Source organism: Agrobacterium sp. 22-210-1, assembly GCF_053522525.1.
In genome coordinates, this window is record NZ_JBNWCI010000003.1 from 809,219 (window position 1) to 832,148 (window position 22,930).

A 22,930-nucleotide genomic window follows, 5' to 3' on the forward strand; every position below is an offset into this window, starting at 1 on the left:
TCCATTGCAATGGTGGGCTTCATGCAAATCGATACGACGTCAAGTGCGGTTGAGGTCAAGCGGAGATTGGCGCCTCTCCGGAGGAAATCTCCGCTGATAGCGCGGAACGTTTCACATTGACATTCGGCGCACCGCGACCGGATCCCAGATATCATCAAGCGGCCCTTCAAGGGCGGTGCGCGGGGGAATGAGCTGCGGTTCGATAATGGTGACCTCCGGCTCTGCGCGGTTCTCTTCGAGCAGTTCGAACCCTTTTTCGAGCATTTGCGCAATATCGGGTTTGATCATGTAAACTGGAAAGGGAAGAAAAGACGCGAATGGGTCATAGTCAAAACAGCCGACGACGATGTCGCCGAATGCCTCGCCGTCATGACGTCCCATGAAACGAAGCAACCCCTCGAAGTTGATCGATGAATTGACGAAGAAACAGCGGGGAAGGCGGCCCCTGCGCTCGAAGAAGCGTTCGAATGCCAGTTCCGTCATGCGCGGCGAATAGCCGGTGATCTCGATATCATCACCACTCTGCACGCCGAAATAATCGGCTTTCGCTGCATGAAAGCCGTCAATACGCTCGCGGCTGGCGTGGTCGTCATGACCGCCGAACAGGATGACGTCGTCAGGGCCGAGGGAACCGCCCTTGGCCGCATGGGTAAGGATTGCTGATGTCAGGATTTCCGCGCCGTGCCTGTTGTTGGAAATGACAGACGAGGCAAATTTGCCGGGCAGGTCGATATTGACATGCGGAAGGGCGGCGCGGGCGCAGACCTGGTGAACGCCATCAGGATCGGTGACGCCGGCAATGAACAGGGCATCAATCGAATAGGCGATCAGCGTCTCGACGGTGCGGCGTTCCTCCTCGGGATCGCGTCGCCCGGAAACCACCATCGGCGACAGGCCGCGTTTGCGTGCCTGCCCCTCGAAGGTCTGGGCCATCGATGAAAAGAACCGATTGTCATAAACCGGCACCAGAAGTCCGACGAGACCGGATTTTGAGCTCCTGAGGCCACGGGCCTGCAGATTGGTGGTGTAGCGCTGTGCCTTGGCGAGCGAGAGTATCTTGTCTGCGGTTTCCTCCGAAATCCGCCGCTTGCGCCACGATCCATTCAACACCGCGCTCACTGTCGAGGCGGACGCGCCAGACAAGAGCGACAAGTCATAAATGGTGGCTTTCTTGGAACTTATGCCTGTCACTTCGATCTCCCCAGCTGATTCCGATTATTAGAGCACGCATCCCCTTGACGGAAGGGAGCTTCATGATATGGTTATTGCACCATCGATTGTGCAGTTTGGCAATATCGATTGTGCAGGATGGTTGCTATGGGAGTGGCAAGGGAGAGTCTCGAATAAGCGAGATGAGAGATTTGAAGCGCAGCAGGGAAAAACTGGCTGCGGCGGATTTCGTTTGCCGATTTTTTGAGGAGGAACATCATGAAGAAAATTATTGCTGCGGCGCTCGGCCTGTCGCTTGCGCTGCTCTCATCCGCGGCCTTCGCCGAAGGGCCCAAGGTTGGCGTCGTCGTCAAGATCGGCGGTATTCCGTGGTTCAACGCCATGGAAGCCGGCATCAAGGAGCAGAGCAAGAAGCTCGGCGTCGACGGTTTCATGGTTGGTCCGACCAGCGCCGACCCGGCCCTGCAGGTTCGTGCGATCGAAGACCTGATCGCCCAGAAGGTCGATTTCATCGGTGTCGTGCCGAATGACGCGAAGGTGCTTGAGCCGGTGTTGAAAAAAGCCCAGGCCGCCGGCATCAAGGTCATCACCCATGAATCGCCCAAACAGCTCGGCGCTGACTGGGATTTTGAACTGGCTTCCGCCAAGGGCTTTGGTGAAGCGCATGGCAAACTCCTGGCGGAGAAGATGGGCGGCAAGGGTTCTTATGCCGTCTTCGTCGGTTCGCTCACCGTGCCGCTTCACAATGCCTGGGCCGATGCCGCCATCGCCTATATCAAGGCCAATTATCCGGACATGAAGCTCGTCGGCGACCGCTACGGCGTCGCCGAAGATCTCGACAAGAGCCGGTCGACTGCGCTCGATCTGATGTCCGCCAATGCCGACCTGAGCGGTTTCCTTGCCTTCGGTTCGCAGGGCCCGATCGGTGCCGGACGTGCTGTCGAGGAGCGGCGCAAGGATGGCAAGGTCTTCGTCATCGGCCCGTTTTCGCCGGGGCAGGGTGCCAAGCTGATCAAATCCGGTGCCCTGACTGGCGGCTTCATGTGGAACCCGAAACAGGCCGGTGAGGTGTTCATCACGCTCGCCGACCGCATCGCCAAGGGCGAGACACCCAAGGCCGGCGACAATATCGAAGGTCTTGGCACCATCAACCCCGAGGGTAACACCATCGTCGTCGACCAGCTTTTGAAGATCGACAAGGAAAGCATCGACAAGCTCGTTTCCATGGGCCTCTGATCCTCCCCAGAGCCGCAGGCGTCGCGCGGGAAAAATACCCGCGCGACGCCCATTCAGGAAAACATGCCGAGCGCCACGTCTGCGATGCTTTCGCGGCGAAAGGAGAGATACGCTATCATGAGCGCAGAACCGCTCCTGTCCCTCAAAAATGTCAAAGTCACTTTCGGCGGCGTGCGCGCCCTGAAGGGCGTTTCTTTCGAGGTCAATCCCGGTGAGGTGCATTGCCTTGCCGGCGAAAATGGCTGTGGCAAAAGCACGCTGATCAAGGTCATCACAGGCGTTTATACGCCCGAAAACGATGCGGAACTGTATTTCGACGGCAAGCCGATAGCCGCGATGACCCCGACTCTTGCGCAATCGCTTGGCATTCAGGTGATCTGGCAGGATCTGGCGCTGTTTGATGAAATGTCGGTGGCGGAGAATATCGGCTTTCAGTACGCGGTAAACGGCAGGTATGGGCTGGTCGACAAAGGTGCAATCGCAAAAGCGGCCGAGAAGGCTTTGGCCCGGCTCGGCGTTGAGATCGACCTCCACCGTCCGCTGAAGGAGTTGCCTATTGCCCAGCGTCAGATCGTGGCGATTGCCCGCGCACTGGTCGGGGAAGCCCGCCTCGTTTTCATGGATGAGCCGACCGCGTCGCTGACGCAATCGGAAACGGACTATCTGATCGATATCGTCCGCAACCTCTCCGCCTCCGGCGTTGCGGTTGTGTTCGTCTCGCACCGGCTGGCGGAAGTGCTTGAGATTTCGGACCGTATCACCGTGCTGCGTGACGGATCGCTTGTCGGGGTCTTCCCGGTTGAAGGCATGACCCAGTCACGCGTGACCGAACTGATGACCGGCCGTAATTTCGACAGCGCCGTCATTGCCGCTGATCACGATGACAAGCCGGTCGTCCTCTCGGTGCGCGGGCTCACGCGCGCCGGCGAGTTTGAAGATGTGTCTTTCGATCTGCGGCGGGGCGAAACGCTGGGGATTACCGGCCTGCTGGGAGCCGGACGCACCGAACTGGCCTTGACCCTTTTCGGAATGCATCGGCCGCAATCGGGTGAAATCCTGATCGACGGGAAGAAAGTGAATTTTCTTTCCAACCGGGATGCGATCCGGGCCGGCGTCGCCTATCTTTCCGAAGACCGGCTGGCACTTGGTCTCAATCAGCCCCAGTCGATCGCCGATAATCTCGTCATGGCCTCGCTCGACCGTTTGCTGACGGGCGGCCTTATTTCGCCATCGAAAAAGGCGGATGTGGTTTCCCGCTGGATTTCAGCTCTCGGCGTCAAGATCGGCCTGCCGGAAGACCCGATCCGTACGCTTTCGGGCGGAAACCAGCAGCGCGTGGCCATTGCCAAGTGGCTGGCGATCGGGCCGAAAATCCTCATTCTGGATGCGCCGACCGTGGGTGTCGATGTCGGTGCCCGCGCCGGCATTTTCGAAATTGTCCGAAAGCTCGCCGCCGAAGGTCTTTCGATCATCGTCATCTCCGATGAACCGCCGGAAGTCTATTTCAACACCGACAGGATCATCCACATGGTCGAAGGCCGGTTCCACGCCACCCATGATCCGCGACATGTGTCGCTTACCGAACTGGAGTCCGCCATCTATGCGTAGGCTCATCCTCGGACATACGACCGAATTCACGCTGCTTGTGGTCATGGTGCTGCTCTGCACGGGCCTGTCCTTCGCAACCGACCGTTTCCTCACCATCTCCAATGCCTTCGATGTGCTGAATGTCTCGGCGGTCAACATCATCTTTGCGGTCGGCCTGCTTGTCGTGTTGATTTCAGGCGGTATCGACATCTCCTTCGCCGTTGCCGCTTCCGTCGTGCAATACGTGACGGTGCTGGCGCTCAGTGCGCTCGGCGGCGGCAACTGGGCCGAAGGTTTCATCATCGCCGGCGCGGTTGGCCTTGGTCTCGGTTTCGTCAACGCCTTCCTCGTCTGGCGGCTCAATATCATTTCCATCGTCGCGACCATTTCCACGTTCAACATCTTCTTCGGGCTGTTGATGTTCTTCACCAAGGGCGTGTCGATCTACGACCTGCCGGAATGGCTTTCGACCCGCGTGGTGTTTTATGAGCGCGAGATGCCGGATGGTTCCTGGGTCGAGCTGACGCTGCCGGTCGTGGTCATGATCCTCTGCTGCCTCGCCACCTGGTTCATGATTTCTCGCACCACGGTCGGCCGCAAACTTTATGCTTTCGGTGACAATCCGGAAGGCGCACGCCGCTTCGGCATCAATATCGGCGCCATGCATTATATTTCCTTCGGCTGGCTCGGCCTGATGGCGGGCATTGCCGGTCTCATGCAGGCCCATTATGCGCAGGAGGTCGTGCCGAACGCGCTTTATGGCCGCGAGCTGGATGTTCTCGCCGCAACTGTGCTTGGTGGTGCGCGGCTTGGTGGCGGCAAGGGTTCGGTCATCGGCTGCGTGCTTGGCGTGTTGATGGTGTCCATCACCCAGAACGGCCTCAACCTGATGGGTGTCTCTCCCTTTGCATTCAAGATGATCGTCGGCGCGATCATTCTCATGGCAATCACGCTGTCCTCCACCCGGTTCGACAAGCTGCTGCCGTCAGCCCTGCGAACCTCCGCAAACAAGGGGAGTGCGCAGCGATGAGCAGCTTCGTTCGGAAATTCAACGCGATTTTCGGCGCTGACATGGCCGGGCCGGTGATTGCCTTTGTCGCGGTCATGCTCATCTTCGGGACGCTGGCGGATAATTTCCTGTCGCTCGCCACATTCGGTTCGGTCGCCTTCCAGTTGCCGGAGCTCGGTCTTTTGACGCTGGCGATGCTGCTGCCGCTGCTGACCGGCGGGATCAATCTTTCGGTCACTTTCGCCGCCAATCTGTCGGGGCTGGCGGCAGCCTGGGTGCTGCAGGCCCATGGCGGCGTGGACGCACCGCCGAGCGCCTTCCTGCTCGCCTGCCTTGCCGCCCTTGCCACCGGCGGCGCTGCCGGCGCCATGACCGGCGCGGCAATTGCCTATACCCGCGCGCACCCGATCCTCGTCACCCTGTCGATGATGATTTTCCTGCGCGGGCTCGGGGAGTTTCTGACGCGTGGAGGCGATGTTTCCGGTTTTCCGGCCTATATGGCGCCGCTTGGTCACGGCACGCTTTTCGGGCTGCCCATCCCGCTGCTGATCTTCATAGCCTGTGTCGGGCTGTGGCATGTGCTCCTGACCCGCACCAAGCTCGGTTTTGGTCTGCTGATGATCGGCTCCAATATCGAGGCGGCGCGTTATTCCGGTCTCAACACCCGCAAGATCCAGGTGCTCGTCTACACGCTCTCGGGGCTCATGTGTGCCGTCGCCGGCATCATCATGCTTGCCCGCTTCAACTCGGTGCGTGTGGGACACGGTGAATCCTACCTGCTGATCACGGTACTGGCGGCGTTCCTCGGCGGCATCAATCCATTCGGCGGCTTCGGCCGTGTGCTGCCCGTCTTCGTCGCGCTGATCGTGCTGCAGCTCCTGTCGTCCGGGCTCAACCTTCTCGGCGCCAACCAGCATCTGGCAACGGCGCTGTGGGGTGTGCTGATGATTGTCGTCATGGCGGCGCGCGGCCTGTTTTCAGGTTACTTCGCATCTCTCAGAAAGAAGGTATGACGTGCAAGGCTTCGGTGTTCACGCAATGATGTGGTCCCTCAACTGGGATCATGAAAGCGCCAGGCGGGCCATTACAGGTGCTGCGGATTATGGGCAGGACTTCATCGAGATTCCGCTTGTCGATCTCCCATCCGTCGATACGGCGCATACCCGCGCCCTGCTGGAGAAATACGGCCTGCGGGCCGCTTGCTCGCTGGTTCTGCCGGAGCCTGCCTGGGCCTCCGTCCGCCCGGAAGCAGCCGTCGCGCATCTGAACGCCGCGCTGGACAAGGCCGCCGAAATGGGGGCGGAAGCGCTGACCGGCGTCACCTATGGCGGCACCAGCGAGCGCACGGGTTTCCCGCCGACGCAGGCTGAATACGACAATCTGACACGCGCGCTATCTCAGGCTGCCGGCCACGCGAAGACGCTTGGCCTGCAATTCGGGATCGAGGCCGTCAACCGATACGAAAACCATCTGGTCAACTCAGCTGAACAGGCGGTGGCGCTGGTCGAGCGTATCGGCGCCGACAATATCTTTGTCCATCTCGATACCTTCCACATGAACATGGAAGAGAAGGGCATCGCCAGTGGCATCGTCGCTGCCCGTAACCATTTGAAATACATGCATATGTCGGAAAGTGACCGCGGCACGCCGGGTTTCGGCAACGTTGCCTGGGACGCGGTGTTTGCCGCACTCGCGGCGATTGGCTTCAAGGGCGTACTGACGCTCGAGAGTTTCGCCGCGATGCCGGAGGAGATGGCGGGTGCGATTTCCACCTGGCGGCCGGTCGCTTCAGGCGCAGACGAGGTCCTCGACAAGGGGCTGGCCTTCCTGCGCGACAAGGCAAGCCAGTACCGGATTTTCTGACCGCAATCATGATCGGGGCGAGGACCACCTTGAGTACAATTGACGATAATGCCCGTGAGATTGCGGGCTTGGCCCTCCAGCGTCTGGAAAGGGCAAAAGGCCGACGCGTGATGATCGCGATTGCCGGCGCCCCGGGATCGGGAAAATCGACCATTGCCGAAGGTGTGGTGGATGTGTTGAACGCCGGCGGAGGCGAGCCCGCCGCGCTTTTCCCGATGGATGGTTATCACTATGACGATGCCGTGCTCGAAGAGATGAACCGCCGACCATTCAAGGGCGCCATCGATACGTTCGATGCCCACGGGTTGCGGCACATGCTCGAGCGCCTCAAGGCCAATGAGGATGATGTCATTGCCGTTCCGGTCTTTGACCGGGCGATCGAAATCGCCCGCGCCGGCGGCCGGCTGATCCCGCAATCCGTCGATATCATCGTCTGTGAAGGCAATTATCTCCTCGCCGGCCAATCGCCCTGGAACCGTCTCAAACCGATCTTCGATCTGACGGTTTTTGTCGATGTCAGCGAGGACGATCTGCGTGCGCGGCTGAGAAACCGCTGGCTGGGCTTCGGTCTTGCCGAAGACGAGATCAACCGGAAGGTCGAGGAGAACGATCTTCCCAACGGCCGTTTCATCATCTCGACGAGCAGCGAACCCGATCTTCGCATCGGCAATCCGGGAAGCGGGGCCGCTTCCTGAGACGCACCGAATGATCGCGGGCGCCCACATCCCAACCAAGTGAAACAGAAGCGAAAGAAATCCCCATGAAACACGGCATCTATTATTCTTACTGGGAACATGAGTGGAGCGCCAAGTTCGGCCCCTATATCGAAAAGGTCGCCAAACTCGGCTTCGATATCATCGAAGTCGCCGCCCACCATATCAACGAATACAGCGACGCCGAACTCGCCGTGATCAAGCAGAGTGCGAAGGATAACGGCATCATGCTCACCGCCGGCATCGGCCCGTCGAAATCAAAGAACCTGTCGTCGGACGATGCGGCCGTGCGCGCGGCGGGCAAGGCGTTTTTTGAGCGGACGCTCACCAATGTCGCCAAGCTCGACATCCGCACCATCGGCGGCGCCCTGCATTCCTACTGGCCGATCGATTATTCGCAGCCGGTCGACAAGCCGGGTGATTACGCACGTGGTGTCGAGGGTATTCACGGCATTGCCGATTTCGCCAATGATCTCGGCATCAACCTGTGCATCGAAGTCCTCAACCGCTTTGAAAATCACGTGCTCAACACGGCGGCCGAAGGCGTCGCTTTTGTGAAGGATGTCGGAAAGAACAATGTGAAGGTCATGCTCGATACCTTCCACATGAACATCGAGGAAGACAGTTTCGGCGAAGCCATACGCACGGCCGGCCCGCTGCTGGGTCACTTCCACACCGGCGAGAGCAATCGCCGTGTTCCGGGCAAAGGCAGGATGCCCTGGCAGGAAATCGGCCTCGCGCTTCGCGATATCAATTACACCGGTGCCGTCGTCATGGAGCCGTTCGTCAAGACCGGTGGCACCATCGGTTCTGATATCAAGGTGTGGCGTGATCTGAGCAATGGCGCCGACATCGCCAAAATGGACGAGGACGCCAGAAATTCCCTGGCATTCTCCCGTTTCGTCCTCGGCGGCTGATGTCCGCAAAACGCGTGTTGCCCAGGCGCCCGTCACCGGCGGCGCCTGGTCTCTCACCAAAAACAGACTGATGACCGACGCGGGCAGTCAATCGGCTGGTTGAACAAACCACAATTCATGGGCTAAGGCTGCGGGGTATCTGAGGATCGGAAACGGTCCGCCCAAGGCCATTGGTTCACATGATCCCTGTCGCACTCCCGTCCGTCGAAGCGCTGCTTCTCGTCGCCTTCCTTCTCACCACGACCTTTGTCTGGGTCGTCTGGACGCTGGGGCTGCTCATTCGATATATCTGCGGCCGCTGGAAACGCCCGATGCTGCTGCCCTATGGGCTGGTGACCGCCATCGCAGCCTTCACCGTGTGGAAAACTGGTGATTTTTATATCCATATGCGGGCTTATGACAGGGAGAGGACGGCAAGCTACCGGCCGGAACTGCTTGCACCGACCCGGCTTGGCCAGATCGATATGCCCAAAGGTACGAAACTCGAGCTTGCCATTGCCGATACAAGGGACGCCTTCAGCCGCGCCTTGTTTCCGCATCCCGTGCGCGTTGCAGATATCGATGCCGTCGAGATCGCCCGCTATATCGCGATAAAAACCAACGACAACTACGAAACCATTGGCTTTACCCCCGACAACATGCGGATAACCGGCAATGGCGTAACCACCCAGAGCGGCTGGCGCTGCGACGCGACCCAGCCGGTGGAATTTGATCTGCGGCCCGATGGCAGCATATCCGCCTTCAGCAGATGTATTCTTGCCAATGGCAATGTCGTCGATGGCATCACCCTGCCGGAAGGAACGTCCCTGCGCGCTTCCACCGGCAATGTCTATATCGACGGCTTCGTCGATTCCGACAGATGGGTTCTCGGCACGCCGCAGGGTCAGACCGTTCGCGTCGATAATTTCGATCTCTCCGATGCGACGATTGCCCTTGATGACGAACGAAAACTCTACGAAATCAAAGGCGCGGTCCTGTCAAAAGAGGCAACGCTCGGAACCCGCCGCCATGCGGCCGGAACCCATGTTCGCTACAACTCCCGGCACCTCCGGAAAGATTATCCAGCCGCATGGCTGCTCACCCCACCTCTGCCTGATGTTGATCCTCAGCCGTCATCGCCCGCAAGCCTCGTGCAGAACAGGGAAGGAGAGGTTCTGGCCACCCCGGCGGATTGAACAGGACCGGGCAGGGATGCGGCGAAATGGCCCGCCCGCGAGCACACGCTGAACGCTGGGATGAAGGAAAATCCAGTCCTGTAAAAAGGCCGTGGTCATGCCTTTTTGCGATTGGCCGTTGCCGCTTCGATACCTGACGCCAGGTGGCTATCGAACCAGGCGATCATTTTACGAAGCTTTTCTTCGGCGGGCGTGACGTCACCTGCGTTTACGAGTTCAGCCGCAGCCTGAGACATGGCCAGCAGAATGCGCGCGGTTTCTGGCACATAGGGCAGATCGCCCCCCGCATCGTGGCGTTCGCGTATAATCTGATAACGTAGCTTCTCAGGGTAAGTCCATGCACTCACAAGCAAATCATGGACGCTGACCTCTTGGCCTGCGATATCGATCACCGCGTCGCGGTCAGCCTCGACATATCCTGATGCCTCTATGCGCTCGCAGGCGTCGATTGCGGCATTCATCAAGTTCCTGACCACGTTCCAATCTGTTTTCATTGCATCCTCCTTACCGACTGCGCAGGCCGGTCGACGGTATGTCGATGATCCGTTGCATGCAATGTCGACAGAAAGCGACCAGTGAAATCGTTTTTCCCAAGTGTCTTGCGAACGATCTCAAACACCGCGAACAGCTGTGAAAATACTGTGATACCGCAGGTGTCTTCTGGTGATGGATCGCGGGTGGCCGCGATCCATCATCGCGCTGTGCTTTACCGCTCCCGGTAAAAGATCATGCCGCCATGGTGCAGGACATCATCTATGAACGTTCCATCCGCGGTAAAGCCGGTATCGTCCCGGTAATCGATGTGATTGCCGGTCACGACGTAACGGCCCTGATAGGCGCTTTTACGGTTGCCGCGGGCTTCGTCATAACGCCCGTTGGCCAAAAGCTCCTGACGGATATGGCCGTCACCTGTCACCCACATTCCGACATAGGGGTGAGCTTGCGGGGGCGTGGAACCGGCGCTGGTTTCGGTCCCTGTGAGCATGGCAATGGCAGCGGCAACGGGTATTGTCATGTTTTTCATCTGTTTTCCTCCTCAGGCGGCAGCCGTTGGGCGAACAACGATCTCGTTCAGATCGACGTCATCAGGCTGTTCGATGGCGAAACGCACCGCGCGGCCGATGGCATCGGGCTTTAGCGCAATGGCGCGGTAGGTTTTCATGGCCTCGGCTGCTGCCGGATCGGTGATCGTTTCCGCCAGTTCGCTTTCCACCACACCGGGATGAATGCAGGTGACGCGCAGATCCGGCCGTTCCTGTCGCAACCCGTCCGAAATCGCGCGGACGGCGAATTTCGTGGCGCAGTAGACGGCGGCGGTCGGCACCACCGACAGCGCCCCGATGGAGGCGATATTGATGATGTGGCCGGAACCGCGCGACGTCATCTCCGGCAGCACGGCCGCGATGCCGTGCAGCACGCCCTTGATGTTGACGTCCACCATGCGGTCCCATTCGTCGACCTTCATCGAGGCCATCAGGGAAAGCGGCATGACGCCGGCATTGTTGACCATGACATCGACCCGGCCGAAGGTTTCGCGCGCCTTATCCGCGAAGTCTGCCACATCGGCACGGTTGGTGACATCCAGTCGGCTGACCGCCACCTGGCTGTTACCCGCTTCCCGGATCTCCTTTGCGAGTTCCTCCAGCCGCGCCGTACGGCGGGCGCCGAGCATGAGTTTTGCACCAGCCTTGCCGAGTTCACGCGCGATACCCGCGCCAATGCCGCTGGAGGCTCCCGTAATGAGAACAACCTTGTCCATCGTTCTGTCCTTCCTTTTTGAAACCACCGCTCGATTGCGGTTGCATGAAAGATAGACAGGCAGCATTGTTGAGATAAGATGCCTATTAATTTCCATAGTGGTAAGGAAAGCTAAACAGTGACGCCCGATCTGAACGCTCTCTCGGTCTTTGCGCTGGTGGCGGAACTGAAGAGTTTCAGCGCTGCCGCGGACCGAATGGGCGTGTCACGTTCCGCCGTCAGCCAGACAATTCGGCGGCTGGAGGAAATGCTCGGCCTGGCGCTGGTGCTGCGCACCACCCGCAGCGTCAGTCTCACCGAGGCGGGTGAGGGGCTTTATGCCAATATTGCTCCCGCCATAGCCGAAATGTCGGCGGCGGTGGAACAGGCGGGCGAATTGCGCGAAAGTCCGAACGGGCTGTTGCGGCTCGCCGTTTCGTCCATTGCCGAAGACTTCCTGTCCGGGCCGCTTCTTGCCGGCTTCACGGCTGCCTATCCGGATGTCCACCTAGATGTCATGGTGACCGATGAGGAGTTCGATATTGTTGCCGAAGGCTATGACGCAGCCGTGCGGCTGGGCGAGGTGATCGATGAGGACATGATCATCGTGCCTATATCCGGGGATGTGCGGCAGCTCGCGGTCTGTTCGCCTGATTATCTCAAAGGCAGAGCCAAGCCCACTCACCCGAAGGAACTGGCACATCACCGGTGCATTGGCTGGCGGCCGGCTCCGCGCAGCGCACCCTATCGCTGGGAGTTTGCGCAGGCCGGGCGGGAATTCAGCGTCGCGGTAGCGCCGGAGATCACCACCAACGACATGGGATTGATGATCCGAATGGCGGTGGCGGGAGCAGGAATCACCTTCGGCATTGAAGATACATTCCGCAGCTGGATCGATCGCGGAGAGCTGGTGCCGCTGCTTGAAGACTACTCACCTTATTTTCCCGGATTCTACCTCTATTATCCGAGCAGGCGTAATCTGGCGCCCAAACTCCGGGCGCTGATCGATCACGTCAAGACATCAAGGCAACGCACGCGGTCGCTTTAGACGATCATGGCGCGCCTTGGCTTCGTTGTCGCTTTACCGCAAAACCGATGACAGAAATTCGCGGGTTCGCTCTTCTTTCGGCCCGCCGAAAATTTCCTCCGGTGCTCCCTGTTCGCAGATGCGGCCCTTGTCGAAAAAGCAGACGCGGTCTGACACTTCGCGGGCAAAACGCATCTCATGGGTAACAAGCAGCATCGTCAGATCGTGTTCATGGGCCAGATCACGAATGACGGAAAGCACTTCGCCCACCAGCTGCGGGTCGAGCGCCGAGGTCGGCTCATCAAAAAGCAGCACACGCGGGCGCATGGCAAGCGAACGGGCAATGGCGACGCGCTGCTGCTGCCCGCCGGAAAGCTGTACCGGATAATGATCCTTCTTGTCGGCCAGCCCGACCATCTTCAGCAATTCGATTGCCCGCGCTTCCGCTTCTGCGCGGGCGATGCCCAGCACCCGCACCGGCGCTTCCACGATGTTGCGAAGCACCGTCATATGCGGAAAGAGGTTGAAGCTCTGAAAGACCATGCCGACGTGATTGCGGATCTGGCGAAGGTGTTTCTCCGAAGCCTGAAAGGGCCCTTTGCCGCCCTGTTCATGATAGGAGATATCGGCAAGGGTAAGCTTGCCCTCCTGGAACGGTTCCAGCGTCATGAGAATGCGCAGAACCGTTGATTTGCCGGAGCCGGACGGGCCGATAAGCGTGACTTTTTCGCCCTTTGCCACGCTGAAATTGAACTGGTCGAGAACCGTCAGAATGCCGAAACGCTTCGTGACATCGGAAAATTCGATCAGCGGCTGATTGGTGGTGTTGGTCATCGCAAGGGTATTCCTGCTTTTGGAAGTGCCCTTTGCAGGCGGCTGAGGCCTGCCGAGCAGATTATTGTCAGAAGGAGGAAGATCAGGCCGACAAGCGTCAGCGGGACCAGATATTCGAAGGTGCGCTCGCCGATCATGTTGGCAAGCCCCATCATCTCCAGAACCGTGACGACGGAAAGCACCGGCGTTTCCTTGATCATGGCGACAAGGTAGTTGCCCATGGCCGGCACGATGCGCGGGATGGCCTGAGGGATGATGATATCCCGATAGGTCTGCATGCGTGTGAGATTAAGTGCAGTCGCCGCTTCCCATTGGCCATGATGCACGGCCTCGATGCCGCCGCGATAGACCTCGGAGGTGTAGGCCGCATATTGCAGGCCGAGCGCCAGCGCGCCGGTCAGGAAGGCGGGTAGCACGATGCCGAAATCCGGAAGCACGTAATAAAGGAAGAACAGCTGCACCAGAAGCGGCGTATCGCGAAGGAATTCGACAACCAGCGCAGTCGGCCAGGAGATCATCTTGACCCGGCTGCGACGCAGCAGTGCAAAAACAAGCCCCAGAACCAGCGCGATGGCGAAGCCGGCGGCTGCCGCCTTCAACGTTACCGTCAGGCCGATCAGGATGATGGGCAGGATCGAGGTTGTGTAGGTGAGCCAGGTGGTGGTGTCCCATTCGTAACCATACATCATGAGAAGATATCCTTACGAATGGCGGGTGCGGGGGAAGACGTTGCCGCGCCTGACGAAATGTTCGATCACCTGGATGATGACCATCAGGATCAGGGACATCGCGAAATAGCAGAGCAGCGTGATCGAATAGATGCTGGTGCTATCCAGCGTCAGGTTGCGGATCGACTGTGCCGCAAAGGTGAGGTCGGCAATCGAGATCAGCGACACGAGCGAAGAAAGCTTCAGCGTTTCTATCGCCAGATTGCCGAATGCCGGCATCATCTCGACGATTGCCTGCGGCAGCGAGATGCGAAACAGCGTCTGCATCCGGGTAAAATTCAGCGCCCGGGCCGCTTCCAGCTGCTGCACGGAAACGGAGGATAGCGCACCGCGCACGATCTCCGCGCCATAACCGCCGGCATGGGCGGCAAGCACCAGAATACCTGTGGTGATCGGATCAAAGCTCAGCCCCACCAGCGGCAGCGCGTAATAGAACCAGAAGAGCTGAACCAGCAGCGAGGTGCCACGAAACACCTCCGTATAACAAAGCGCGACCGTGGACAGGATGGGGCCGCCCTCGACACGCAAAATCCCGAAGAAAAAGGCAAGCGATGTCCCGACAACGAGCGCTGCGAGCGTGATCGTCATGGTGACGACGGCGCCTTGCCACATCATCGGCAGGTAGGCGGTCATATCCATCTGGAGTTTTCCCAAGTTCCTGACGAGCGGCGCCCGGCGAAGACCGAGCGCCGCTGAGCTTTATTTTCCGGCGCAGAGATCGGCGACCTTCTTTTCGGCAGCGGCCGCGATACTCTGTTCGGAGAGACCGTATTTGGACAGGATTTTCTTGTAGTCATCCGTCTTGCGGAACTCGACCAGAGCGGCGTCAAATGCGTCGCGCAACTCCTTGTCCTCGGGGCGGAAGGCGAAGCCGCCATAGTTGCGGACCGGCGCATCCTTCACGATCGGATCCACGAACGGTTTGACCTGCTCGACATTGGCCTGGTTCTTGGCGAGTTCGGAGACGGTCAGCTCCGTGGCCGCATACGCATCCGCGCGGCTCTGCACGGTGGGGATTGCATCCGCATTGGCCGGAATGAAGACGATCTGCTCTTCCTTGACGCCGACTGCCCGCAGGAAGTCGACATTGTTGGCGCCTGAGACGACGGCCACTTTCAAGGACGGATCCTTGGCGATATCGGCATAGGTCGTCAGCTTCTTCGGATTGCCTTTCTTCACCAGCAGGCCCTCGCCGTAGGAAGAGTTCGGCTCGGTGAAGGAGACCTGCTTGCAGCGTTCGGGCGAGATGTTCTGTTCTGCCGCCGCGAAGTCGAAGCGACGGGCCTTGAGACCGGGGATCAGCGTGCCGAACGGCGTCACTGTCCAGTTGACCTCTTCGATACCCATGGATTTCAGGACCGCATTTGCCACATCAGGCCCGATCCCGGCAGATGTGCCGTCGGGCTGCATGTAGGAATAGGGGACTTCGTTTGCCGTGGCGGCCCGGATATATCCCTGGCTCTTGACCTCCTCGAGGGTCAAGGCGCTGGCCGAGGTCATGCCGATGGCAAGGGCAAGGGCGGAAAGCCCGGCGAGTTTGGTGATGTGCATGGTATTACTCCTCTGGTTGGGTTGCGTGGTCCGTTTTCGGATCTCACGTGGGTTCGTTTGACTATGTGTTCTCCGTTACCGTGGCGATGACGGAAAGGCAGTCGCCGGCCTTGATCAGGCCGGGAACGTGGCGCGCCGCAAGCACGCCATGCATGGATGCGCGGTAATCGACCGGCGCGAGGCCGGTTTTCCCGACCGGATAGACCCGGGCGATGGTTTCACCTGCCGTGACCGCGTCTCCCAGATCGCGGACAAAGGCGACGAGCCCGTCATCTTCGGCAAAAGTGAAGCAATCGCTGGAGGGCATGTCCAGCCAGCGGCTTGGGGCGGAATCCGGCGAGCCGGCCAGTATGCCGGCATGGCGCAGCAGGTTGAGGCTGCCCTTCCGGGCGATATCGATCGATCTTGCGCTCGCCGTGCCGGCCCCGCCGAGTTCGGTTGTCACAAAAACCTTGCCGAGTTCCTCGACAGTCGTGTCGAGCATGCCGACGGCGTCGATTTCCAGCATCTTCATCGAATAGGGCGCCGCAAAGGCCGCCACCGCCTCAAAACAACGGGCCTCCTGTGCCTTGTCGGGCAATTCGTGAGCGGCGGCATAGGGCAGGAAGTCGAGCGTCCTGCCGCCGGAATGGAAATCGAGAACGATATCCGCCAGCGGTATCAGATGGCGGGTCACGTAATCGGCGATCTTTTCCGTCACCGTTCCATCAGGCCGGCCGGGAAAACTGCGGTTCAGGTTTCCCCGATCGATTGGCGAAGTACGTGTGCCCGCGCGAAAGGCCGGATAGTTGAGCGCCGGCACGATGATTATGCGCCCGCTTACCTCAACCGGATCAAGCGTATGGGCAAGCTCGAAAAGTGCCGCCGGCCCTTCATACTCGTCGCCATGATTGGCGCCGGTCAGAAGCGCTGTCGGCCCTTCGCCATTGGCGATGATGCAGATCGGGATCATCACCGAACCCCAGGCACTGTCATCGCGGCTATAGGGTAGCCGCAAATGACCGTGCTGCACGCCTTTCGCGTCGAAATCGACGGAGGGCGTGATCGGCGAGGGGCGAGGAGCGTTGCTCAACATCGTCTCAGCCCTTCACGAAGAGTTGCCGCGGCACATTCGACAGACACTCGACGCCCGTTTCGGTGATCGCGATGCTTTCGGTGATTTCGAGCCCCATGTCCTCAAGCCACAGACCGGTCATGAAATGGAACGTCATGCCAGGTTTCAGCTCCGTGCGGTCGCCGGGCCGCAGGCTCATGGTGCGCTCGCCCCAGTCAGGCGGATAGGACAGGCCGATCGGATAGCCGGTACGGTTGTCCTTGATGATCCCGTATTTTTTCAGCACCGCAAAAAAGGCATTGGCGATGTCTTCGCAGGTGTTGCCCGGCTTCGCCGCCGAAAGTCCGGCTTCCATGCCTTCGAGCGTAGCCTTCTCCGCGTCGAGAAACGCCTGTGTCGGCTTGCCGAGAAAAACGGTGCGCGACAGCGGGCAGTGGTAACGCCTGTAGGCGCCGGCGATCTCAAAGAACGTCCCTTCTCCCAGGCGCATCGGTTTGTCGTCCCATGTCAGATGCGGCGCCGAAGCGTCGGCTCCCGACGGCAGCAGCGGAACAATGGCGGGATAATCACCGCCGAATTCGGCGGTGCCGCGAATGCCGGCATCGTAAATCTCGGCAACGAGATCACATTTGCGCATGCCGGGCTCAACGACATCGACGATGCGCTTGTGCATCAGCTCGACGATCTTGCCGGCCTTGCGCATGTAATCGAGTTCGGTCGGGCTCTTGACGGCCCGCTGCCAGTTCACGAGACCGGCGGCATCCTTGAAGCGGGCGTTTGGCAAATTTTTCTGCAGCGACGCAAAGGCGGCGGCGGAGAAATAGTAGTTATCCATCTCGACGCCGACGGTGAGGCCGGACCAGCCCCGCTCTCCGATGATCTGCGATAGCAGATCCATCGGGTGCCGCTCGGTCGATTGAACGTAATGATCGGGATAGCCGATAATATTGTCATGGGCGAGGTAGGCTGTGCGCTTTGCGCCATTGGCGTCCTGCTTGCGGCCATACCAGATCGGCTCGCCATCCGGCGGCACCAGCACGCATTGATGTACATAGAAAGACCAGCCGTCATAACCGGTCAGCCAATGCATGTTGGACGGGTCGGTGACAACAAGAAGATCGATGCCGGCCTTTTCCATGGCTCTGCGGGTTTTGGACAGGCGCGCGGCATATTCCTCGCGCGTAAAGTTCAGCGTTATGCTCACGCTGCATCTCCCATTTTCACGCTGTTTTCGATGATTTGGCCGCTCTTCGCGTCTCTTGCTCTGATGACGGCGAGATTGGCGATGGCGGTGTCCTGCACGCCAGTGCCGGTCAGGTCGGCAAAGGTTATTTGGTCCCGGCTCACCCGGCCCTGCGCCTTGCCGGCGATGATGGCCCCAAGTTCGGCGAATTGCTGATCCGGCATGACACGCCCTGCGGTAATCGCATGGTGTAATTCGCCGAGAATACGGGTCTGTGTGAGACGGTCCGCGACATAGGTCGCCCGGCCAAATACGGCGGGGTCAATCTCGTTCTTGTGTTCGGCGTCCGATCCCATCGCGGTCAGGTGTTGGCCCGGCTCCAGCCAATCGGCAAGGAGGATCGGTTGTTCTGATGGCGTTGTGGTCACGATGATCTCCGCGCCTCGTATTGCGTCGCGCGGGTCGGTTACGGCGACGACTTCGATGCCGTGTTCCCGCGCGAAATCGTCGGCGAGTTTCTGCGCCTTGTCGTGGTTTCTTGCCCATATCCGGACCGATTTTATCGGGCGAACCAGCATCAGGGCTTCCAGCTGCAACCGTGCCTGCATGCCTGCGCCGAAAATCGTGGCGATGGAGGCATCCTCGCGCGACAGGTGGCGCGCAGTGACAGCGCCGGCTGCGGCGGTGCGAATATCGGTGAGATAGCCATTGTCGAGAAGTAGCGCCTGCACCAAACCCGTTTTTGCGCTGAAGAGGATCATCAGGCCGTTGAGGCTCGGCAGGCCAAGCTTCGGATTATCGAAGAAACCGGGGCTGACCTTGATGGCGAAACCTTCAAAGCCGGGCACATAAGCTGTCTTTACATCCACTTCGCCGCGGAACTCTGGAATGTCGAGACGCAGGATCGGCGGCATGGCGACGGCTTCGGTGGCAAGCGCAGCAAAGGCCCGCTCGACACAATCGATGGAAGACAGGTCGAGCTTGATGATGGCGCGAAGGTCGTTTTCGGTCAGGATAGTGATGCGGCTCATGCGACAGCTCCGTCGACGATTGTCTTGTGAATGGCCGGGTCGATATTGCCGCCGGAGACGATCAGGGCGGTGGGGCCGGCGATTTTGATCTTGCCCGACAGGATTGCGGCAAAACCAACTGCGCCGGCCCCTTCCACGATCAAACCTTCTTCACGTGCAGCATGGCGAATGCCGGCAGCAATCTCGGCCTCGGAAACCAGCACGATTTCGTCAAGCAGCGAGTGGCAGAGTGCAAAAGTCACGCGGTTTTCAAGCCCGATGCCACCACCCAGCGAATCCGCCAGTGTTTCCTCTTCTCGCACGGAGACAGGCTTGCCAGCCGAGACCGATGCATGCATCGCCGCGCCGCGCTCCATGGAAATGCCGATGATACGGGCCTGCGGCTTCAGAGCCTTCACGGCCACGGCGATGCCGCCCGCCAGGCCGCCACCCGAGAGAGGGATGAGGATGGTTTGCAGATCAGGCATGTCTTCGACAATTTCGATGCCGATCGTGCCCTGACCGGCCACGACATTCACATCATCAAAGGGCGGGATCGACGTCAGGCCGTGGCTGCCTGTCAGGCGCTCAACTTCCTCCTGCGCGTCGTCCTGCGATCTGCCGACGATGCGAATATCGGCTCCGAGGGCGCGGATGGCTTCGACCTTGTTTGCCGGGACGAGCGACGACATGCAGACCGTGGCGGGAATGCCGAGTTTGCGCGCGGCATAGGCGACAGCGCGGCCATGATTGCCCGTCGAGGCGGTGACGAGGCCACGCCTGCGTGCCTCGTCGTCAAGCGACAGGATCGCATTCATCGCGCCGCGCAGTTTAAAGGCGCCAATCGGCTGAAGGGTTTCCAGTTTGAGATGGACCGGCGCGCCGTGGCGTTGTGACAGGAAATCGGAGCGAACCAGCGGCGTCCGTTCTACGTGGCCGAGGATACGCGCGGCAGCCTGCTCGATATCCGCCACCGAGACCGGCAGCAGGAATTTTTCAGCGGATATGGAAAGGTTTTCGCTCTTCATGATTGTCATGTTGGGAGCGAAGTAAAATCATGTCAATTATTATATTGTAATGATTCAATGATTTTCGAGCAAGGCTGTTTCAGCCGATGGAACCTATATCATAAACCGGCGGTAGCTGCTCGAAGGCCTGACGCACCGTCGTCAACGCCTTGACGAGGGTTTGATGGTTGAGGCGTCCACCGAGACATATGCGGATACCGCCGCCATGGCCAGGGCCGGCAACGAAGGGTTCCGATGGCGTGACCGCGACGTTCTGGTTGGTCAGGGAACGGACCAGACCGTCTTCCGTCCAGTGCGGCGGAACCTTGAGCCAGGCGCAGAAGGAGAGAGGATGGCTGGAGGCGATATGGTCGCCGAGAATTTCCATCGCAATGGTCTGCCGTGCACGGGCTTCGGCACGCTGGACGTCCAGCAACCGGCGCGCGGTGCCGTTTTCAACCCAGCGTGTGGCGATCTCGGCCGTCAGATATGTACCGCTCCAGCTCGACACGCGCAGGATGGAGGCGGCGCGGATGGAATAGGCGGGTGGTACGACGAGATAACCGACGCGCAGCCCCGTTAGGACCGTCTTGGTAAAGCTGGTAACGAAGAAGCCCAGATCCGGCAGCATCTCTGTGATGGACGGCAACCCGTCTTCGATCATCGGGCGATACACTTCGTCCTCAATCACGAAGACGCCGTGTCGCTGCGCAATTGCGGCGATTTCGCGCCTGCGTTCCGCGCCCGCGACATGACCGGTGGGATTGTTGAGGGTGGGGATAAGAACGAGCGCCCGCACCCCGCCCGCCGCGCAGGCGGCCTCCAGCGCATCGGGCAAAATACCCTCGCCATCCGTGGGCAGCCCCTTGAGGCTGAACCCCAGGATGTTCGAAAGGCCGATAATGCCGTGGTCGGTAAGGTTTTCGCACAGCACGACGTCGCTCGAACGGACGATGCAGCTGAGCGCGAGGAAAATACCGTGCGCCGCGCCGTTGGTGACAAGGATACGCTCCGCACCGGCCGTGACGCCCATCATGCCGAGCCAGCTGCGTGCCGTCTCGCGATGGCTGTCCAGTCCCGCGACCGGACGGCAGGGGCGCATGAAGCCCGAATTGTCGCTATCCGCCAGTTCGCGCAGGATCGCACGCGAGGCAGTTTCGTGCTCTTCGAGATAAACGCCGCGGATAATGGAAAGATCGAGCACCTCGGTCGGGCTGTGATCCAGCATCATGCGGCCCGCCCGGTCGGTTACCCGCGCCTTGACGAAGGTGCCGCGGCCGATTTCGCCGCTCAGATAACCCAGCCGTTCAGCCTCCTTGTAGGAAAGGCTGACGGTCTGGACGGAAAGGCCAAGATCGCGGGCCAGATCACGATGGGTCGGCATCCGGTCCATCGGCTTCAGGACACCGGCATCGATATCGGCGATGATCCGCTCCGTCAGTGCCGAATGTTTGGTCTCGCCCTTCTGCTTGGTCAGGCTTGGCCGCCATGCCACCGGTTTTGTTGCGGGAACCGGATCAAGGCTGAGCGGATTGGCTTGACGACGCATGAAATTGTCTCGTTTTTAGCGAAGGTAATTTCATGACATTATGCACGGTTCTTCAAAAAGATGAAGCGTTATGCATCACCGGTGACGATTGCACGGCGAATATGCGCAATCGTCACGTCGTTGCCGCTCAAACGGGCATTGATGGCGCAAGCCGGGATGGGTGGATCCTCAGATCTTTTCGCCGGCCTGTACCAGTTCATCCATGACGCTGCGAACAGCAGCTTCGGCGATGGCGATGATCTCGTCCACCTCCGCCTTCGTCGTGACGAGTGGCGGCGCAAAACCCAGAATATCGCCATGCGGCATGGCGCGCGCAATGAGACCGCCGTTGCGCGCAGCCTTGGAAACGCGTGCACCGACCGCAAGGCCGGGGGCAAAGCGGGTTTTCCTGTCCCGGTCGGCGACAAATTCGATTGCCCCCATCAGGCCCACACCGCGCACTTCCCCGACGATTGGCAGCTGGGCAAACTTCGCCTTGAGCTGTTCCTGGAAATAGCTGCCGACGGCCCGTGCATTGCCCGGCAGGTCTTCCTTTTCCACGATGTCGAGCACGGCATTTGCCGCAGCCGCACCAATTGGATGGCCTGAATAGGTGTAGCCGTGGGAAAAGGCGCCGACGCGGTCAGCGCCTTCCTCCATCACCTTGTAAACCTTTTCGCCGACAATTGCGCCGGAGAGCGGGAAATAGGCGGAGGTCAGGCCCTTGGCGACGGTAATCAGATCCGGTTCGATGCCATAATGCTGCGAGCCGAACATGGAGCCGGTACGGCCGAAACCGGTGATCACTTCATCGGCGATCAATAGGATGTCGTATTTCCTGAGGACAGTCTGTATCGCCGCCCAGTAACCTTCCGGCGGCGGTGTAATGCCGCCGGTGCCGAGCACCGGTTCGGCAATGAAGGCGCCAATCGTGTCGGGATTTTCCCGAAGGATAAGGGCCTCGAGCTCGTCGGCACGCCGTTTTGAAAATTCCAGTTCGGTCTCACCTGCTTCCGCGCCCCAATAATGATGGGGAGCGCCGGTGTGCAGGATGCCCGCACGCGGCAGGTCCATATGGTCATGATAAAAGCTCATGCCGGTCATGGAGCCGGAGACGACGCTGCAGCCGTGATATCCCCGCTCGCGCGAGATGATCTTCTTCTTTTCCGGCTTGCCGCGCAGGTTGCTGTAATACCAGACAAGCTTTGCCTGCGTCTCGTTGGAATCCGAACCCGACATGCCATAAAAGACCTTGCTCATCCTGCCTGGCGCCATTTTCACCAGCCGGTCAGAAAGGATTGCCAGTTCGTCGGTCGTGTGGGCGGCGTAGGAATGATAATAGGCAAGGCGATAGGCCTGACGGGAAATCGCCTCGGCCACCTCGGTGCGGCCATAACCGACATTGACGCAATAAAGCCCGGCGAAACCATCGATCAATTGTTTGCCATGCGCATCCTGAATGCGAATGCCCTTGCCGGTTTCAACGATCGTCGGTTCGCCGAGCTTGCCGCTGGCGAAATCCTTCAGCTGCGTAAAGGGGTGCAGAACCGCGTTGCGATCCATTTCGGCGATACGTTTGATGTCGATGGTCATGACAGAAA

At 59.6% G+C, this 22,930-nt stretch carries 23 protein-coding genes; 9 read left to right on the plus strand and 14 right to left on the minus strand.

Annotation, left to right across the window (positions count from 1 at the left end; translation table 11 throughout):
* Window positions 1-111: 111 nt before the first annotated feature.
* Window positions 112-1,191 (minus strand): LacI family DNA-binding transcriptional regulator, encoded by a 1,080-nt coding sequence (locus ACQZ5F_RS21990; protein WP_046801274.1) that lies wholly within the window; start codon window positions 1,189-1,191, stop codon window positions 112-114.
* A 237-nt stretch (window positions 1,192-1,428) separates the two neighbouring features.
* On the opposite strand from ACQZ5F_RS21990, the gene ACQZ5F_RS21995 reads away from it, so the two are divergent.
* The 8 genes from ACQZ5F_RS21995 (at window position 1,429) to ACQZ5F_RS22030 (ending at window position 9,670) form a co-directional block, all read left to right on the plus strand.
* Window positions 1,429-2,406 (plus strand): substrate-binding domain-containing protein, encoded by a 978-nt coding sequence (locus tag ACQZ5F_RS21995; protein ID WP_046801275.1) that lies wholly within the window; start codon window positions 1,429-1,431, stop codon window positions 2,404-2,406.
* 117 nt (window positions 2,407-2,523) lie between these two features.
* Window positions 2,524-4,014 (plus strand): sugar ABC transporter ATP-binding protein, encoded by a 1,491-nt coding sequence (locus ACQZ5F_RS22000; protein WP_137087935.1) that lies wholly within the window; start codon window positions 2,524-2,526, stop codon window positions 4,012-4,014.
* Complete coding sequence (locus tag ACQZ5F_RS22005; protein ID WP_225338195.1) at window positions 4,007-5,023, plus strand: ABC transporter permease; 1,017 nt, start codon at window positions 4,007-4,009, stop codon at window positions 5,021-5,023. Before ACQZ5F_RS22000 ends, ACQZ5F_RS22005 begins: the two co-directional genes overlap by 8 nt.
* Complete coding sequence (locus tag ACQZ5F_RS22010; protein WP_046801277.1) at window positions 5,020-6,015, plus strand: ABC transporter permease; 996 nt, start codon at window positions 5,020-5,022, stop codon at window positions 6,013-6,015. Before ACQZ5F_RS22005 ends, ACQZ5F_RS22010 begins: the two co-directional genes overlap by 4 nt.
* A 1-nt stretch (window position 6,016) precedes the next feature.
* Window positions 6,017-6,865: a sugar phosphate isomerase/epimerase family protein gene (locus ACQZ5F_RS22015; protein WP_225338196.1), complete on the plus strand. Its 849-nt coding sequence runs from the start codon at window positions 6,017-6,019 to the stop codon at window positions 6,863-6,865.
* 29 nt (window positions 6,866-6,894) lie between these two features.
* A complete protein-coding gene (locus tag ACQZ5F_RS22020; protein ID WP_225338197.1) occupies window positions 6,895-7,560 on the plus strand; it encodes a nucleoside triphosphate hydrolase in 666 nt (221 codons plus the stop codon).
* 65 nt (window positions 7,561-7,625) lie between these two features.
* Window positions 7,626-8,495: a D-psicose 3-epimerase gene (locus tag ACQZ5F_RS22025; protein ID WP_448730956.1), complete on the plus strand. Its 870-nt coding sequence runs from the start codon at window positions 7,626-7,628 to the stop codon at window positions 8,493-8,495.
* 179 nt (window positions 8,496-8,674) lie between these two features.
* Entirely contained in the window at window positions 8,675-9,670 is a 996-nt protein-coding gene (locus ACQZ5F_RS22030) for a hypothetical protein (protein ID WP_225338198.1), read from the plus strand.
* A gap of 95 nt (window positions 9,671-9,765) precedes the next feature.
* On the opposite strand, the gene ACQZ5F_RS22035 is transcribed toward ACQZ5F_RS22030, so the two are convergent.
* The 3 genes from ACQZ5F_RS22035 to ACQZ5F_RS22045 form a co-directional block, all read right to left on the minus strand.
* The gene (locus ACQZ5F_RS22035; protein ID WP_137087940.1) at window positions 9,766-10,164 is read right to left on the minus strand and encodes a thioredoxin domain-containing protein; all 399 of its coding nucleotides are present in this window, start codon (window positions 10,162-10,164) and stop codon (window positions 9,766-9,768) included.
* Between the two features lie 212 nt (window positions 10,165-10,376).
* Entirely contained in the window at window positions 10,377-10,655 is a 279-nt protein-coding gene (locus ACQZ5F_RS22040; RefSeq protein ID WP_404801039.1) for an Atu4866 domain-containing protein, read from the minus strand.
* 51 nt (window positions 10,656-10,706) lie between these two features.
* Window positions 10,707-11,429, minus strand: coding sequence for an SDR family oxidoreductase (locus ACQZ5F_RS22045; protein WP_225338199.1), 723 nt, complete (start codon window positions 11,427-11,429; stop codon window positions 10,707-10,709).
* A 117-nt stretch (window positions 11,430-11,546) separates the two neighbouring features.
* Here ACQZ5F_RS22045 and ACQZ5F_RS22050 point away from each other — a divergent pair, with 117 nt between their 5' ends.
* Window positions 11,547-12,455 carry a LysR family transcriptional regulator gene (locus ACQZ5F_RS22050; RefSeq protein WP_225338200.1) on the plus strand — a complete coding sequence of 303 codons (909 nt, stop codon included), beginning with the start codon at window positions 11,547-11,549 and terminating at the stop codon, window positions 12,453-12,455.
* A 33-nt stretch (window positions 12,456-12,488) separates the two neighbouring features.
* On the opposite strand, the gene ehuA is transcribed toward ACQZ5F_RS22050, so the two are convergent.
* The 10 genes from ehuA to ACQZ5F_RS22100 form a co-directional block, all read right to left on the minus strand.
* A complete protein-coding gene (gene ehuA / locus ACQZ5F_RS22055) occupies window positions 12,489-13,268 on the minus strand; it encodes an ectoine/hydroxyectoine ABC transporter ATP-binding protein EhuA (RefSeq protein WP_052820588.1) in 780 nt (259 codons plus the stop codon).
* Window positions 13,265-13,957 carry an ectoine/hydroxyectoine ABC transporter permease subunit EhuD gene (gene ehuD / locus ACQZ5F_RS22060; RefSeq protein WP_046801285.1) on the minus strand — a complete coding sequence of 231 codons (693 nt, stop codon included), beginning with the start codon at window positions 13,955-13,957 and terminating at the stop codon, window positions 13,265-13,267. The genes ehuA and ehuD overlap by 4 nt, the downstream gene beginning before the upstream one ends.
* Window positions 13,958-13,969: 12 nt before the next feature.
* Window positions 13,970-14,635 (minus strand): ectoine/hydroxyectoine ABC transporter permease subunit EhuC, encoded by a 666-nt coding sequence (ehuC, locus tag ACQZ5F_RS22065; protein WP_448730957.1) that lies wholly within the window; start codon window positions 14,633-14,635, stop codon window positions 13,970-13,972.
* A gap of 60 nt (window positions 14,636-14,695) precedes the next feature.
* Entirely contained in the window at window positions 14,696-15,547 is an 852-nt protein-coding gene (gene ehuB, locus ACQZ5F_RS22070) for an ectoine/hydroxyectoine ABC transporter substrate-binding protein EhuB (RefSeq protein ID WP_052820590.1), read from the minus strand.
* Between the two features lie 61 nt (window positions 15,548-15,608).
* Window positions 15,609-16,622, minus strand: coding sequence for a N(2)-acetyl-L-2,4-diaminobutanoate deacetylase DoeB (gene doeB, locus ACQZ5F_RS22075; RefSeq protein ID WP_225338201.1), 1,014 nt, complete (start codon window positions 16,620-16,622; stop codon window positions 15,609-15,611).
* A 4-nt stretch (window positions 16,623-16,626) separates the two neighbouring features.
* The gene (gene doeA / locus ACQZ5F_RS22080; RefSeq protein WP_080843117.1) at window positions 16,627-17,805 is read right to left on the minus strand and encodes an ectoine hydrolase DoeA; all 1,179 of its coding nucleotides are present in this window, start codon (window positions 17,803-17,805) and stop codon (window positions 16,627-16,629) included.
* Window positions 17,802-18,815: an ectoine utilization protein EutC gene (gene eutC / locus ACQZ5F_RS22085; protein WP_448730958.1), complete on the minus strand. Its 1,014-nt coding sequence runs from the start codon at window positions 18,813-18,815 to the stop codon at window positions 17,802-17,804. The genes doeA and eutC overlap by 4 nt, the downstream gene beginning before the upstream one ends.
* The gene (gene eutB / locus ACQZ5F_RS22090; RefSeq protein WP_225338203.1) at window positions 18,812-19,831 is read right to left on the minus strand and encodes a hydroxyectoine utilization dehydratase EutB; all 1,020 of its coding nucleotides are present in this window, start codon (window positions 19,829-19,831) and stop codon (window positions 18,812-18,814) included. The genes eutC and eutB overlap by 4 nt, the downstream gene beginning before the upstream one ends.
* A gap of 70 nt (window positions 19,832-19,901) precedes the next feature.
* On the minus strand, window positions 19,902-21,350 hold the full coding sequence (ehuR, locus tag ACQZ5F_RS22095) for a MocR-like ectoine utilization transcription factor EhuR (protein WP_080843120.1): 1,449 nt from the start codon (window positions 21,348-21,350) through the stop codon (window positions 19,902-19,904).
* Window positions 21,351-21,518: 168 nt separating this feature from the next.
* Window positions 21,519-22,922 (minus strand): aminotransferase, encoded by a 1,404-nt coding sequence (locus tag ACQZ5F_RS22100; protein WP_448730959.1) that lies wholly within the window; start codon window positions 22,920-22,922, stop codon window positions 21,519-21,521.
* Window positions 22,923-22,930: the final 8 nt, after the last annotated feature.

Coding starts and splice junctions, on each gene's coding strand:
- ACQZ5F_RS22100 (WP_448730959.1), bottom strand. CDS start 22,922: ATGACCATCGACATCAAACGTATCGCCGAAATGGATCGCAACGCGGTT.
- eutB (WP_225338203.1), bottom strand. CDS start 19,831: ATGACAATCATGAAGAGCGAAAACCTTTCCATATCCGCTGAAAAATTC.
- ehuA (WP_052820588.1), bottom strand. CDS start 13,268: ATGACCAACACCACCAATCAGCCGCTGATCGAATTTTCCGATGTCACG.
- ACQZ5F_RS22000 (WP_137087935.1), top strand. CDS start 2,524: ATGAGCGCAGAACCGCTCCTGTCCCTCAAAAATGTCAAAGTCACTTTC.
- ACQZ5F_RS22025 (WP_448730956.1), top strand. CDS start 7,626: ATGAAACACGGCATCTATTATTCTTACTGGGAACATGAGTGGAGCGCC.
- ACQZ5F_RS22040 (WP_404801039.1), bottom strand. CDS start 10,655: ATGCTCACAGGGACCGAAACCAGCGCCGGTTCCACGCCCCCGCAAGCT.
- ACQZ5F_RS22010 (WP_046801277.1), top strand. CDS start 5,020: ATGAGCAGCTTCGTTCGGAAATTCAACGCGATTTTCGGCGCTGACATG.
- ehuB (WP_052820590.1), bottom strand. CDS start 15,547: ATGCACATCACCAAACTCGCCGGGCTTTCCGCCCTTGCCCTTGCCATC.
- ACQZ5F_RS22030 (WP_225338198.1), top strand. CDS start 8,675: ATGATCCCTGTCGCACTCCCGTCCGTCGAAGCGCTGCTTCTCGTCGCC.
- ACQZ5F_RS22035 (WP_137087940.1), bottom strand. CDS start 10,164: ATGAAAACAGATTGGAACGTGGTCAGGAACTTGATGAATGCCGCAATC.
- ACQZ5F_RS22045 (WP_225338199.1), bottom strand. CDS start 11,429: ATGGACAAGGTTGTTCTCATTACGGGAGCCTCCAGCGGCATTGGCGCG.
- ACQZ5F_RS21995 (WP_046801275.1), top strand. CDS start 1,429: ATGAAGAAAATTATTGCTGCGGCGCTCGGCCTGTCGCTTGCGCTGCTC.
- ehuC (WP_448730957.1), bottom strand. CDS start 14,635: ATGGATATGACCGCCTACCTGCCGATGATGTGGCAAGGCGCCGTCGTC.
- doeB (WP_225338201.1), bottom strand. CDS start 16,622: ATGTTGAGCAACGCTCCTCGCCCCTCGCCGATCACGCCCTCCGTCGAT.
- ehuR (WP_080843120.1), bottom strand. CDS start 21,350: ATGCGTCGTCAAGCCAATCCGCTCAGCCTTGATCCGGTTCCCGCAACA.
- eutC (WP_448730958.1), bottom strand. CDS start 18,815: ATGAGCCGCATCACTATCCTGACCGAAAACGACCTTCGCGCCATCATC.
- ACQZ5F_RS22005 (WP_225338195.1), top strand. CDS start 4,007: ATGCGTAGGCTCATCCTCGGACATACGACCGAATTCACGCTGCTTGTG.
- ehuD (WP_046801285.1), bottom strand. CDS start 13,957: ATGATGTATGGTTACGAATGGGACACCACCACCTGGCTCACCTACACA.